Origin of the sequence: Bailinhaonella thermotolerans, assembly GCF_003594875.1 — a bacterium.
Lineage (GTDB): Bacteria > Actinomycetota > Actinomycetes > Streptosporangiales > Streptosporangiaceae > Bailinhaonella > Bailinhaonella thermotolerans.
The window spans coordinates 18550-31737 of record NZ_QZEY01000006.1 but is presented as its reverse complement, the minus strand read 5'-3'; the positions used below and the strand labels follow the sequence as shown (position 1 = coordinate 31737).

At 74.0% G+C, this 13188-nt stretch carries 10 protein-coding genes; 6 read left to right on the top strand and 4 right to left on the bottom strand.

Annotation, left to right across the window (positions count from 1 at the left end; all coding sequences use genetic code 11):
- Positions 1–274 precede the first annotated feature (274 nt).
- Positions 275–1489 carry an acyl-CoA dehydrogenase family protein gene (locus D5H75_RS17850; RefSeq protein WP_119927621.1) on the top strand — a complete coding sequence of 405 codons (1215 nt, stop codon included), beginning with the start codon at positions 275–277 and terminating at the stop codon, positions 1487–1489.
- A gap of 54 nt (positions 1490–1543) precedes the next feature.
- Here D5H75_RS17850 and D5H75_RS41655 read toward each other — a convergent pair whose 3' ends face one another.
- On the bottom strand, positions 1544–2203 hold the full coding sequence (locus D5H75_RS41655) for a 4'-phosphopantetheinyl transferase family protein (protein ID WP_202638263.1): 660 nt from the start codon (positions 2201–2203) through the stop codon (positions 1544–1546).
- Complete coding sequence (locus D5H75_RS41650) at positions 2200–3024, bottom strand: metallophosphoesterase family protein (RefSeq protein ID WP_202638302.1); 825 nt, start codon at positions 3022–3024, stop codon at positions 2200–2202. Before D5H75_RS41650 ends, D5H75_RS41655 begins: the two co-directional genes overlap by 4 nt.
- An 837-nt stretch (positions 3025–3861) precedes the next feature.
- Here D5H75_RS41650 and D5H75_RS17840 point away from each other — a divergent pair.
- The gene (locus D5H75_RS17840) at positions 3862–6636 is read left to right on the top strand and encodes an ATP-binding protein (RefSeq protein ID WP_119927620.1); all 2775 of its coding nucleotides are present in this window, start codon (positions 3862–3864) and stop codon (positions 6634–6636) included.
- A gap of 176 nt (positions 6637–6812) precedes the next feature.
- Here the strand turns inward: D5H75_RS17840 and D5H75_RS17835 are convergent, their stop codons facing one another.
- Together D5H75_RS17835 and D5H75_RS40905 are read right to left on the bottom strand one after the other, a co-directional pair.
- Complete coding sequence (locus D5H75_RS17835) at positions 6813–7142, bottom strand: P-loop NTPase family protein (protein ID WP_119927619.1); 330 nt, start codon at positions 7140–7142, stop codon at positions 6813–6815.
- Positions 7143–7161: 19 nt separating this feature from the next.
- On the bottom strand, positions 7162–7800 hold the full coding sequence (locus tag D5H75_RS40905; RefSeq protein WP_202638262.1) for a TetR/AcrR family transcriptional regulator: 639 nt from the start codon (positions 7798–7800) through the stop codon (positions 7162–7164).
- A 58-nt stretch (positions 7801–7858) separates the two neighbouring features.
- Between D5H75_RS40905 and D5H75_RS17820 the strand changes: the two genes are divergently transcribed.
- The 4 genes from D5H75_RS17820 to D5H75_RS17805 all read left to right on the top strand — a co-directional run bounded on the left by D5H75_RS17820 (position 7859) and on the right by D5H75_RS17805 (position 13158).
- On the top strand, positions 7859–9397 hold the full coding sequence (locus D5H75_RS17820) for an MFS transporter (RefSeq protein WP_119927617.1): 1539 nt from the start codon (positions 7859–7861) through the stop codon (positions 9395–9397).
- 281 nt (positions 9398–9678) lie between these two features.
- A complete protein-coding gene (locus D5H75_RS17815; protein WP_119927616.1) occupies positions 9679–10881 on the top strand; it encodes a cytochrome P450 family protein in 1203 nt (400 codons plus the stop codon).
- Positions 10881–12194: an activator-dependent family glycosyltransferase gene (locus tag D5H75_RS17810; RefSeq protein ID WP_119927615.1), complete on the top strand. Its 1314-nt coding sequence runs from the start codon at positions 10881–10883 to the stop codon at positions 12192–12194. Before D5H75_RS17815 ends, D5H75_RS17810 begins: the two co-directional genes overlap by 1 nt.
- Positions 12195–12207: 13 nt before the next feature.
- Positions 12208–13158, top strand: coding sequence for a proline iminopeptidase-family hydrolase (locus tag D5H75_RS17805; protein WP_119927614.1), 951 nt, complete (start codon positions 12208–12210; stop codon positions 13156–13158).
- The last annotated feature ends 30 nt before the right edge of the window (positions 13159–13188 follow it).

Genomic DNA, 13188 nt, shown 5'->3' with positions numbered 1-13188 from the left:
GCCGTGGGGCCGCCGGACGGTGGGGGCCGCGCCGGACGCCGCCCGCGCGCCCGGGCCGCTCCCGCCGGTCCCGCCCGCCGGAGGCCGTACGGCGATCCGCCCCGGGATGCGGTGACCTGGGCGCCCGCGCCCCGCGCGGATGTGGCCGAGGCCGCCCCGCCGTACGGCCCGGGGCGGGAAGCCGGGCGCGGCGGCCAGGGCCGGGGGAGTGCTGCCGGGGTGGCCGCGCGGTAGGGTGTTACCGCCGGTAACTTTTCGCCGAGGGGTGGGTTAGATGAGCGGCTTCTCGATGGAGCTCAGCGAGGAAATTCGCGAGGTGCGCGACTGGGTGCACGAGTTCGCCAGGGACGTGATCCGGCCGGCCGGGGCCGAGTGGGACGAGCGTGAGGAGACGCCCTGGCCGATCCTCCAGGAGGCCGCCAAGATCGGGCTCTACTCGCTCGACTTCTTCGCGCAGCAGTGGTTCGAGGAGAGCGGCCTCGGCATCCCCGTGGCGTTCGAGGAGATCTTCTGGGGCGACGCGGGCATCGGCCTGTCCATCGTCGGCACCGGGCTGGCCGCCGTCTCGGTCACCGCCAACGGCACCCCCGAGCAGGTCGGCGAGTGGATCCCGCAGATGTTCGGGACCCCCGACGACGTCAAGCTCGGGGCGTTCTGCGCGTCCGAGCCCGACGCCGGCAGCGACGTGGGGGCGATCAGGACCCGCGCCGTCTTCGACGAGGCGGCGGGCGAGTGGGTCATCAACGGTGTGAAGACCTGGGCGACCAACGGCGGCATCGCCAACGTCCACATCGTCGTGGCCTCGGTGGACCCCGACCTGGGCACCCGGGGCCAGGCCAGCTTCATCATCCCGCCGGGCACCAGGGGGCTGTCGCAGGGCCAGAAGTTCAAGAAGCACGGCATCCGCGCCAGCCACACCGCCGAGGTGGTCCTCGACAACGTCCGGGTGCCCGGGAGCTGCCTGCTGGGCGGCAAGGAGAAGCTCGACGAGCGCCTGGCCCGGGCCCGCGAGGGCCGGCGCAGCGGCCAGCAGGCGGCCATGCGCACCTTCGAGGCGTCCCGCCCCAGCGTCGCCGCGATGGCGGTGGGCATCGCGCGCGCGGCCTACGAGTACGCCCGTGACTACGCCGTGGAGCGCCACCAGTTCGGCCGTCCCATCGGCGAGAACCAGGCGATCGCCTTCCTCCTGGCCGACATGGCCACCAAGGTGGACGTCGCCCGCCTCCTGACCTGGCGGGCCGCCTGGATGGCGCGCAACGCCCGGCCCTTCGCCCAGGCCGAGGGCTCCATGTCCAAGCTGGTGGCGGGCGAGACCGCCGTCTGGGTCACCGAGCAGGCCATCCAGGTCCTGGGCGGCGCGGGCTACACCCGCGACCACCCGGTGGAGCGCTGGCACCGCGACGCCAAGATCTACACCATCTTCGAGGGGACGTCGGAGATCCAGCGCCTGATCATCGGCCGCGCGGTCACCGGCCTGACCGTCCGCTGAGGGCCCGCCCGGGGATCGCGGTACGGCGGTGCGCCGCGTTCCCGGGCGGGCGGGTCACCGCTCCACGGTGATGACCGTGATGAGGAGGGCGCCCGTGGCGAGCCAGCGGCCCGTGAGCGTACGCCACGGGCCCTCGGTGTGCAGCCGCGCGCGGAACGCCCCCTCGCGAGCCTCGGAGGCGGTGGCCTCGGGGGCCGGGTCGATGTCCACGGAGGCGTCCTCGAAGCCGAGGGGGCGGCGGGTCAGCGGGAACCAGGCCTTGTAGACCGCCTCCTTGGCGCAGAACAGGAGCCGGTCCCAGCAGACCTGGCCCGGCGGGAGGGCCGCCAGGCCGGCCCTGTCGTCGGGGCGCGAGATCGCCTCCAGCACGCCGTCCGGCAGCGGCGCGTGGGGCTCGGCGTCGATGCCGATGGCGGTGAGATCGGCCGCCCTGGCCACGGCGGCGGCCCGGTAGCCGGCGCAGTGCGTCATGCTGCCGACCACACCCGGCGGCCATGCGGGCGCGCCGCGCTCGGCCGGCAGGATCGGCGCCGGGGCGACGCCCAGCCCGGCGAGCGCGTCGCGGGCGCACCGCCGTACCGTGGCGAACTCGCGCCGCCGCTTCTCCACCGCGCGGGCCACGTGGGCGCGCTCCTCGGGGTAGAGCGGCGCGTCGGCGGCGTCGTCGTACGCCTCCACGGCGACGGCCGAGGGCGGCAGCAGCCTCTCGATCACGGGTCCTCCGGCAGGATGGTCACCGGGTGGCGGGGCCCGCCGCGCCGCCGCCACTCGCGCGGGTAGCCCAGCGAGACCTCCTCGAACCGCACGCCGTCGTGCCAGGTGGTGCGCGGGATGTGCAGATGCCCGTAGACGACGGCGGCGGCGTTGTACCGCAGGTGCCACTTGGCGGTGCGCTCGGTGCCGCACCACAGGGCGAACTCCGGGTAGCGCAGGACCCGGGTCGGCTCGCGGACCAGCGGGTAGTGGTTGACCAGGACCGTCCGCGCGCCGTCCGGCAGTTCGGCCAGGCGCCGCTCGGTGACGGCGAGGCGGGCCGCGCACCAGGCGTCCACGCTCGGGTAGGGATCGGGGTCCAGGAGCACCTCGTCCGTGCAGACCACGCCCGCGTCGTGGGCCAGCCGCAGCGCCTCGGCCTTGGACGCGACGCCGTCGGGCCGGAAGCTGTAGTCGTACAGGAGGAACAGCGGCGCCACGGTCACCGGGCCGTCCCGGCCGGGCCAGACCGGGTACGGATCCTCCGGGGTCAGCACGCCGAGCCGGCGGCAGAGCTCGACCAGGGCGCGGTAGCGCGCGGCGCCGCGGGGCTCGTCGGGGCGGTCGGGGAAGGACCACAGCTCGTGGTTGCCCGGGGCCCACACCACGGTGGCGAACCGGTCGCCGAGCAGTCGCAGCGCCCATTCGATGTCGTCCATGCGCTCGGCCACGTCGCCGGCCACCAGGAGCCAGTCCGACTCCGAAATGGGCCGCAGGTCACGAAGATGCGACCGATTCTCGGGGAACGCCACGTGCAGGTCGCTGATCGCCAGCAGGTTCATGTCATCCACACCATAACTATCGAATGTCCTAGTTGGTCCCTCGAAGGGGGGAGATAGGGGGCCTTTAGGGGTCGAGAGGGGTCGTATTGCCGGATACAGTCATCATGTTGTCCGAAAGATCCATTAATCATGCTGTCTGACAGGGTGGAGCGGGAAGGAGAGGGGCGATCCCAGGATTGTCTCGGGGGGCCGTGACTATCCGTATTGACGGAGCTGGAGGATGCGGGTTGCGGCGGCAGTCCCTTGCGGGAGCGAGAAGAAGAGCCGCGGCGGTCGGCCTCGGCGCGGAATGTGCCGCCGTGAGCGACGCGGCGGGCGCGGATCGTGCTGGTGGGGATTGACGGCTGGCCGCACACCGTCGCGGTGGAACGGACAGGGGGCGGCGTGCCTACGGTGGGGGCGGGATACCCGCGGCATGCCTCGTGAACCAGGGGGAGATCATGGCGGCCGGTTGGGGGTCGCCGCCGGAACGGCTGGAGGCCGGCGGCGGTCCGCACATCGTCCGCGACGACAGCGTCACGCGCAAGCGCCCCGACGTCACATCCTGGCCGGCCGGACGCCGTCGTATCGCCCCGCGCGTCACCTCGCCCGCCCGCGCCCGGCCCGGGCCTGCCGAGATCCTCTCCGGAGTCGTCGCCCGTCAGGCCGCCCGCCGCGGTGTCACCGATGTCAGCGGCCGGATCGCCGTGCCCGGCGTCCCCGTCCACGGCGGGAATGGCCGCCGTGAATCCCTCTCTCCGGCGAGGGACGGCCGAGGGAACATCGCGGAAATTCACCGGAAAGCGAAAGCGACTGATCGAGAGCAACAACTAGGGTGGCCGGCTGGAGGTCTGGGCCATGCAGCTCATCGAACGTGCAGAGGCGCTGGCGAACTTCCACAGCCTAATTGAGAAGGCGCGGCGCGGGGTCGGCGGAGTCATGGTGATAACCGGTCCCGGCGCCATGGGCAAGAGCGCGTTACTGCAGGCCTGTGCGAACGACGCGGCCGCGGCGGGGTTTTTCCTCATGAAAAGCGCCGGCTCGCGGGCGGAACGAATGTTTCCCCTGGGGACTCTGGGACAGTTGTTCCGGTCCGCGGAGTTGCCCCAGGAACTGACCGACGAGGTGGAGCAGACACTCGTCCCAGAACCCGTCAACGGAATCTCCGGGGTGCCCGACCCCGTGGTGCTCGGGCAGAATCTCACCCATGTCGCGGCCCGGCTGTGCGGGGTCCTCGTGGAGCTCACCAAGCGGCAGCCGATCCTGCTGGCCGTCGACGACGTGCACTACGCGGACGGCCCGAGCCTGCAGGCCCTGCTCTACATCCAGCGGCGCATGGCGAACGCGCCGCTGCTGCTGGCCGTGACCTCGCTGTCGCAGCGCCGCTCGGTGAACTCCCTGTTCAGCGCCGAGCTCACGCGGCAGCCCAACTGCGTCCAGGTACGGGTCACCGGGCTCTCGCAGGGCGGGGTGGAGGAACTCCTCCGGGACGCGGTGGGCGCCGAGCCGGCCGTCCGGCTGGCCCCGGAGTACCACCGGCTCAGCGGCGGGAACCCGCTCCTCCTGCACGCCATGGTGCAGGACTACTGGGACGTGGCGCAGGGCGGCTGGTCGCCGGAGGGCTGCCAGCCGGGCGTCGGCCGCCACCTCCACCAGGCCGTCCTGTCCTGCCTGCACCGCTGGGATCCACGGGTCCTGGACGCGGCCCGCGGCGTCGCCCTGCTGGGCCGTTCGGCCAGCACCGGGTCGGTGGCGCAGTTGCTCGGCGTCAAGCCCGCCTACGTGCTGCCCGCCCTGGAGGCCCTGGACTGGGCCGGGCTGCTGCGGGCGAACCAGTTCCGACATCCGACCATGCGCAAGGCCGTACTCCGGGACCTGAGCCCCGACCGCCAGTCCGTGATGCACATGCGCGCCGCGCGGATCATGTACCAGCTCGGCGCCGAGGCCGGGGACATCGCCGAACACCTGCTGACCGCCAGCCCGGCCACCCCGGCCGAGGGGGAGCCGTGGATGGTGGCGGTGCTGCGCGAGGCCGCCCAGGCGGCGCTCGTGCACGACGACCCGGACCGGACGATCAGTTGCCTGGAGCTGGCCCGGCGCATCTGCGACGACGAGCCGGCGCGGGCGGCGATCCTGACCGAGCTGGCCAGGGCGAACTGGTGCCATCGGCCCGCCGCCGCGCTGCGCTTCCTGGCCCCGCTGGAGGACGCCTTCGGGCGCGGCCGGCTCGCCGACGCCGACGCCCGGGCCCTGAGCAGGTATCTGCTGTGGCATGGCCGGATCCGCCGGGCGTCCCGCGTCTACGACTGGACGGCGCCCTCGCGCGATACCCCGCCCCGGGGGAAGGACCGGCTCTGCCTCACCCGGGAGTGGGTGCGGCTGATCTTCCCCTCCCTGTTCGTCGAGGGCGAGGCGGGCGAGCCCGCGGGCGGCGGCGACGCGCGGGAGTTCGCGCTGCGCAACGTGCTGCTGGGCAAGGCCGAGGAGGACGTCGTCGGCGCCGCCCAGGAGCTGCTGGAGAGCTGCAACCTGGCCGAGGCGGAGCTGGAGGCCGTCGTCGGCGCGCTGTTCACCCTGGCCCACGCGGGCCGCCGCCAGGAGGCGGTGCGGTGGTGCGAGTCGCTCGGCACCGAGGGGGCGGCGCGGGGGTTCCCGCGCTGGACGGCCGCGCTCGCCGGGATCCGGTCGTGGCTGGCCGTGCAGAACGGCGAGCTGGGCGACGCCAGGAGGTACGCCCGGCAGGCGCTGAGCGGGATGTCGCGGACCGGCTGGGGGGTCGTCCTCGGGCTGCCGCTGACGGTGCTGCTGCGCGCCACCGTCGCCATGGGGGACCTGGACGAGGCGGCGGAGATCATCAAGCGCGGAATCCCCGACGACCTGCCGCATACCACGCTGTGGCCGCTGTTCCTGCAGGCCAGGGGGGAGTACTACCTCGCCACGGACCGCACCCGGGCGGCGCTGAGCGACTTCCACGAGTGCGGCGAGCTGCTGCGCGCGTGGGACCTGGACATCCCCGCGCTCGCGGACTGGCGCTGCGCGGTCGCCCGGATGTACCTGCGGATCGGCGCGGTCGAGGAGGCCCGGCAGAAGATCACCGAGCAGTTGTCGATGCCCGGCGGCACCCACCCGCGGGTGCGCGGCAGGGCGCTGCGCCTGCTCGCGTCGGTCACCGAGCTGCGGCAGCGGCCGGCGCGGCTGCAGGAGGCGATGTCACTGCTGCAGCGCTCCGGGGACCTGCTGGAGCTCGGCTGGGCGTACGCGGATCTCAGCGACGCCTACCAGGAGCTCGGCGACATCACCCGGGCCCGGCTCATGGCCCGGCGGGCCAAGCAGATCGCCAAGGCGTGCGAGGCCGGCCCGCTGTCGGCGCGGCTGCAGCCGCGCGAGGAGGACAGCGGCGGCGGCATGGGCGAGGTGGCGGCGCTCAGCGACGCCGAACGCCGCGTCGCCTCGCTGGCCGCCTTCGGCTACACCAACCGGGAGATCAGCCAGCGCCTGTTCATCACGGTCAGCACGGTGGAGCAGCACCTCACCCGGGTGTACCGCAAGCTCAACGTGAAGCGGCGCGCCGACCTGCCGACCGAGCTGTCCCTGGGCGTACGGGACTCGTCGAAGGAGACCTATCCCGTCTGAGGACGGCCCCGCCACGCCCGGCGGGAGAGCCGCCCCCGCCGGCGCGCCGCCCCGCGCGCCGGCGGGGACGGACACGCGGAGCGGCCCGGACGACCCGGACGGCTCGGACTTCCCGGACGACCCTGACTGTCCGGACCGCCCGGACTGTCCGGGTGGGCCGGACGGGGTGGCGGCGGTCACGCGGTCATCCACGAGCGCGAGGCGTGGTCGGCGTCGGTCAGCAGCGCGTCGAGCGCCAGCGGCTGCGGCTCGGGCAGCAGGGTGACCAGCAGGCTCATCTTCCTGACCATGCCGGGGGAGTACTCCCGCACGGGAGTGATCTCCGCCTCGGCCAGCTCCCAGGGGCCGAGCAGCTCCTCCGCGCGCTGGGCGGCCAGCACCGGGTCCAGCCCGTACCAGAGGATGACCGAGGTGAGCAGGTCGCGGCCGGTCCAGTGATCCGGGATGTCGGAGTTGCCGGCGAGGGTGAACGGCGTGGTGACGGACGATAGTGGCTTCTGGAACATCAGTGTCCCCCGAATCAGCTCAGCCGTTGTTCGCCGACGATGCGGTGCCGAGTACCTCGCGCTCGGGGCGCGGGTGCCCCCCGCGCCGGTGGATGGGGGGCTGGCGCAGGAGCACGCGCAGCCCGTCGGTCAGATCGGTCACGGAGACCAGGTCGGGGCTGATCAGCCATTGCGCCATCAGCCCCTGGAGCAGGGTGAGGTAGAGCCTGCCCACCGCCCGGGCGGACTCCTCGTCGAGCGCCCCCTCCACGCCGAGCAGGTTGGCCAGGCCGTCGGGGGCCGCGGCCGACTCGAGGGCGTCGCTCAGCCGCTCACGCAGGTCCGGGGCGTGCTCGGCGCAGGTGAGCGCCTCGAAGTTGGCGGCCAGGAGGGGGCGGTTCTCCGCGAAGCTCTCGACCACCTGCGCCCAGGTCTTCTCGAAGCCCTCCAGGGGGTCGGCGGCGTGCGTGGGCACGGCGACCCGCCACAGGTCGACCCAGTCCTGGGTCATCTCGATGAGGGCCTCGCGGAGCAGGGCCTCCTTGGAGCCGAAGTGGTAGCCGATGGAGGCGAGGTTCGCCCCGGAGGCGGCGACGATGTGCCGGGCGGTGGTGTGCGCGTAGCCGCGCTCCATGATGCACCGCTTCGCGCCTTCGAGGAGTTGCTCCCGATGTCCCATGGTCGAGATTCTACCATCTATCCATACGTCCGTCCTATACGGTTGTACAATTCCGGGCATGGCGCAGATGACTCCCGCCGGCGCGGGACCTCGCGAGTGGCTCGGCCTGGCCGTACTCACCATTCCCGTGATCTTGCTGTCCAACTCCATCACCATCCTGTTCCTCGCCGTCCCCTGGATCACCGCGGGGCTCCGGCCCACCGGCACCGAACTGCTGTGGATCATGGACATCTACACGTTCGTGCTCGCCGGTCTGCTGATGACGATGGGCGCGCTGGGCGACCGGATCGGCCGGCGGCGCGTGCTGCTGGGCGGCGCCGTGGTCTTCGGCGTCGGCTCGGCCGCCGCGGCCTACTCGACCTCGCCCGAACTGCTGATCGCCGCGCGGGTGCTGCTGGGCGTCGGCGCGGCCACGCTCATGCCGTCCACGCTGGCGCTCATCCGCACGCTGTTCCGGGATCCCGGGCAGCGCAAGATGGCGGTGGGCATCTGGACCGCCGGCTCGTCGGGAGGCGTGGTGCTCGGCCCGCCGCTGGGCGGCTTTCTGCTGGAGTACTTCTGGTGGGGCTCCGTCTTCCTGATCAACGTGCCGTTCATGGTGCTGCTGCTGATCGCCGGCGTGATGCTGCTGCCGGAGTCCATGGACCCCCGCAAGGGGCGCTTCGACCTGCTCGGCGCGGTGCTGTCGCTGGCCGCGGTGCTGCCGCTGATCTACGGGCTGAAGCAGCTCGCCCTGGAGGAGCCGTCGCTCTGGGCGGTCGGCGCGCTCGCCGCGGGTGTCGCCTTCGGCGTGGCGTTCGTGCGCAGGCAACGCCGGCTGGCCGATCCGATGATCGACATCGACCTCTTCCGGCGGCCCGTCTTCGCGACCGCGGTGAGCGGCTACGCGCTGGTCATGTTCGCCCTCACCGGCGGCACCTACCTCGCCTCGCCGTACCTCCAGCAGGTGCTGGGGCTGAGCCCGCTGCCCGCGGCGCTGTGGCAGATGCCGGCCGGGGCCGGGGTGATCGTCGCGGCGGTGGTCGCCGGCTACCTCGCGCAGCGGGTCCGGCCCGGGCCGATCTTCGCGGCCGGGCCGCTGCTCATGGGCGCCGGCCTGCTGCTCATGGCGCAGGTCCAGGTGGACTCCGGGCTGGCGGTGCTCGTGCCCGGGACGATCCTGGTCGGCGCGGGCACCGGGATCGTGGCCACGGTGGCGGTGGACATCGTCCTCGGCAGCGTCCCGCCCGAGCGGTCCGCGCGGGCCTCCGCGCTGTCGGAGACCAGCCTGGAGCTGGGGACGGCGCTGGGCATCGCGCTCATGGGCCTGATCAGCACCGCCGTCTACAGCCGGACGCTGCTGGACACCGTGCCCGAGGGGCTGCCCGAGGCCGAGACCGCGGCGGCGTCCGAGACCCTCTCGGCGGCGCTCGCGATCGCCGGCGAGCTGTCCGGGCAGCTCGGCGCCCAGCTCGCCGCGGCCGCCCGGTCGGCGTTCACCCTCGGCATGCAGGTGCCGCTCTACGTGACCGCGGCGCTCATGGTGGCGCTGGCCGCCGTCGCGCTGTTCGCGCTGCGCGGCGCCACCATCAAGCACGCGGAGACCGAGGTCCACTGAGGGGCGGCCCGGGAAACGGCTCCGAGGCGTTGAGCCGTGTGCGTCGCGCTGAGCCGTGCTGAGCAGCGCCGAGCCCGCCGCGTGGCGCCGCGGCGGCGTCGCGTGGCGCGGGCGCGCTGACGTGCGGTGAAGGCGCCGTGCCCGGGCTCCCCCTGGCCTCACCCCGGCCCCCACACCTGGTTCGTGGGGCCGGGGTGAGGCCCATTAGGGGTTGATCTAGGGGCGATGGACGCACCTACCGTGGCGATCGTCGATCTGATCGCCGGCGAGGTGGAGGCACCATGCCCGAGGGCGCCAACCCAGTAGCCGATTACGAGTTGGGCCTGCGCCTGCTCAACATCCGCGCCACGCAGCGGGTGCTGGGCAGCCTGGGCGATCCCTACGCCCTGGTCCTGCGCGGCGCCGATGATCCGTACCCCCACTACGCCGCGATCCGCGAGCGCGGCCCGATCCACCGCAGCGCGACAGGGAGCTGGGTGACCGCGGACCCGGAGGTGATCGCCGGGGCCCTGGCCGACTCGCGCTGGCGGATGGCGGGCCCGGACGGCGCGCCCGCCGCCGAGCAGCCGCTGCCCTTCTACGGGTACGGCACGCTGGGCGCCGAGGCCGGCGAGCACGAGCGGCTGCGCGCCCACTGGCGGCCCCTGGTCGACCAGGAGGCGCTCGCCGCGCATCGCAAGACCGTCGAACGGGAGTGCCGGGCCGCCCTCGGCCGGGTCACCGGCGGCGACCTCATGGCCGGGTACGCCTGGCCGGTGGCCGCCGCCGCCACCGGGGCGCTGCTCGGCGTCCCCGGCCCCGCGCTGCCGAGGTACGCGGAGTGCTGCGCGGAGTCCGCGGCGCTGCCGGACTCCCTGCTCGCCGCCCAGCCGCTGCCCCTGGTCCGCCGGGTCGAGGCCGCGGTGGCCGGCCTCGACGCGCTGTTCGGCGAGGCCCCCGACGCCCCGGACGAGCCCGGCCGGGCCGTACGCGTGCTGCTGTCCACCACCGCCGCCCCGGCCACCGCGCACCTGGTGGGCAACGCGGTCCGCGCGCTGCTGGCCGAGCCCGGACAGTGGGCGGCGCTGTGCCGGGACCCGGAGCTGGCCGGCGCCGCCGTGGCGGAGACGCTGCGGTACGACCCGCCGGTGCAGGCGGAGGCCCGGGTGGCCGCGGCCCCCGTCGAAACGGCCGGAACGGAGCTGCCCGCGGGCGGCCACCTCGTGATGATCACCGCGGCCGCGGGGCGGGACCCGGCCCGGCACCCGGATCCGGACCGCTTCCGCCTCGACCGGGAGGCCGGGCCCGCGCCGCTCGCGTTCGCCGGCGGCCTCCACCACCTCCCCGCCGCCCCGGTGGTGCGCGCGCAGGCCGAGGTGGCGCTGCGGGTCCTCGCCGAGGAACGGCCGGACCTGCGGCCGGCCGGCGCCCCGGTGTACCGGCGGCGCGCCCCCGTGGCGCGCGGCCCCGTCGAGCTGCCCGTGCTCGGGCTTGGAGAGAACTGATGCGTGTCCTGCTCACCTCGTTCGCCCTCGCCTCGCACTACAACTGCCTGGTGCCGCTCGGCTGGGCGCTGGCCGCCGCCGGGCATGAGGTCCGGGTGGCCAGCCAGCCCGCGCTGACCGACGCCATCACCGCCTCCGGGCTGACCGCGGTCCCGGTCGGCACCGACCCGCCCCTGGACGAGGTGCGGGAGCGGCCGGGCGCGGCGATGGGCCCGCCCCGCGTGCACGAGGACCGCGACGAGCCGGTCACCTGGGAACAGGCCCTGGACTTCGACACGGTGATCGCGCCGCTGCTGCTCGCCGCCACCAACAACACGGCGATGGTGGACGAACTGGTCGCCTTCGCCCGGCGGTGGCGCCCGGACCTGGTGATCTGGGAGCCGTTCACCCTGGCGGGGGCCGTCGCGGCCGAGGCCTGCGGGGCGGCGCACGTCCGGGCGCTGTGGGGCCTCGACGTGCTGGGCAGCGCCCGCCGCGCCTTCCTGGAACTGCGCGACCGGCAGCCGCGCGCCCACTGGGAGGACCCGGTGGGCGAGTGGCTGGCGCTGACCCTGGGGCGGTACTCCCGCCCGTTCACCGAGGAGGCGGTCACCGGGCGGCTCACCATCGACACCACGATGCCGCCGAGCCTGCGGCTGCCGGCCGGGGTGCCCGTGGTGGGCATGCGGGCGCTGCCGTACAACGGGCGCTCGGTGATGCCCGGCTGGCTGGCCGAGCCGCCCGCGCGCCCGCGCGTCTGCTTCACGCTGGGCCGTACCGGGGCGGACTTCCTGCACGACTGGAAGCTCGGCCCGGCCGAGCTGGTGGCGGCGGCGGCCGAGCTGGACGTGGAGGTGGTGGCCACGCTCGACGCGCAGCAGCGCGCCGCGCTGGAGCCGCTGCCGGGCAACGTGCGCGTCGTCGACTTCGTGCCGATGAACCTGCTGATGCCGACCTGCGCGGTGGCGGTGCACCACGGCGGGGCCGGCACGTTCAGCGCCGCGCTGCTCAACGGGGTGCCGCAACTGATGATCGCCAACACCTGGGACTGCCCGGTGAAGGCCAAGCGGCTGGCCGCCCAGGGCGCGGGCCGCTACATCGCCCCGCCGGAGCTCGACGCCGCCGGCTTCCGGGCCGCGCTGGCGGCGCTGCTGGACGACCCCGGCCCCCGGGCCGCCGCCGACCGGCTGCGCCGCGAGATGCTGGCCGAGCCCACCCCGGCGGAGCTCGTCCCCCGGCTGGAGCGCCTGGTGGCCGAGGATCGCGCGGGCAAGTCAGGGGGTTACCCCGGTCCGATAGGGGATCCCGGGGCGGTGGAGCGGGTCCTACGGTGATCGGGTGGCTGAGATGAGCCGGCGGGCGACCACGCAGGGGACCGTGCCGTTCCGGGAGTACCGCACCTGGTACCGGGTGAGCGGGCGGCTGTCCGGCGAGCGCCCGCCGCTGGTGGTGCTGCACGGCGGGCCGGGGAGCACGCACGACTACCTGCTGCCGCTGTGCGCGCTGACCGAGGCGGGCTGGCCGGTGATCCACTACGACCAGCTCGGCAACGGCGGCTCCACGCACCTGCCGGAGAAGGGCGCGGACTTCTGGACCGTGCGGCTGTTCCTCGACGAGCTGGACAACCTGCTCCGGCGGCTCGGGGTCGCCGACGAGTACGTGATCTTCGGTCACTCCTGGGGCGGCATGCTGGGCGCCGCGCACGCCGCGGGCCGCCCGCCCGGGCTGCGCGGGCTGGTCATCGCGAACTCCCCGGCCTCGATGCCCACCTGGCGGGCGGAGATGGTACGGCTGCGCGCCACGCTCCCCGCCGAGGTGCAGGCGGCACTGGCCCGGCACGAGGCCGCGGGAACCACCGCCAGCCGCGAGTACTTCGACGCCATGCGGGTCTTCTTCGACCGGTACGTGTGCCGGCTGGACCCGTGGCCGCGGGAGTACCGGGCGTCCTTCATGGAGATGCACAACAACCCGACCGTCTACTACACGATGAACGGGCCGACCGAGTTCCACGTCGTGGGCACGTTGCGCGACTGGTCGGTGGAGGACCTGCTGCCGTCCGTCCAGGTGCCCACCCTGATCATCTCCGGGCGGCACGACGAGGCGACGCCGGAGACCGTCCGCCCGTTCCGGGACCTCATCCCGGACTCCCGCTGGGAGATCCTCGAGAACTCCAGCCACCTCCCGCACCTGGAGGAGCCCGACCGGTTCCGGGAGGTGATGGTGGCCTACCTGGCCACCGTGCACGGGGCCCGCGCAGGGGCCGACTCAAGCGACGTCGTGACAGGGAGCCAGACGTGATCCCCATATATCCCGACCCGAAAGCGCGCC

Excerpts from the sequence above, each read along its gene's own strand:
- D5H75_RS41650 (WP_202638302.1), bottom strand. The coding sequence starts at position 3,024 with ATGAACCTGCTGGCGATCAGCGACCTGCACGTGGCGTTCCCCGAGAAT.
- D5H75_RS17835 (WP_119927619.1), bottom strand. The coding sequence starts at position 7,142 with ATGTTCCAGAAGCCACTATCGTCCGTCACCACGCCGTTCACCCTCGCC.
- D5H75_RS17815 (WP_119927616.1), top strand. The coding sequence starts at position 9,679 with ATGCCCGAGGGCGCCAACCCAGTAGCCGATTACGAGTTGGGCCTGCGC.
- D5H75_RS17805 (WP_119927614.1), top strand. The coding sequence starts at position 12,208 with ATGAGCCGGCGGGCGACCACGCAGGGGACCGTGCCGTTCCGGGAGTAC.
- D5H75_RS17820 (WP_119927617.1), top strand. The coding sequence starts at position 7,859 with ATGGCGCAGATGACTCCCGCCGGCGCGGGACCTCGCGAGTGGCTCGGC.
- D5H75_RS17810 (WP_119927615.1), top strand. The coding sequence starts at position 10,881 with ATGCGTGTCCTGCTCACCTCGTTCGCCCTCGCCTCGCACTACAACTGC.
- D5H75_RS17840 (WP_119927620.1), top strand. The coding sequence starts at position 3,862 with ATGCAGCTCATCGAACGTGCAGAGGCGCTGGCGAACTTCCACAGCCTA.
- D5H75_RS17850 (WP_119927621.1), top strand. The coding sequence starts at position 275 with ATGAGCGGCTTCTCGATGGAGCTCAGCGAGGAAATTCGCGAGGTGCGC.
- D5H75_RS40905 (WP_202638262.1), bottom strand. The coding sequence starts at position 7,800 with ATGGGACATCGGGAGCAACTCCTCGAAGGCGCGAAGCGGTGCATCATG.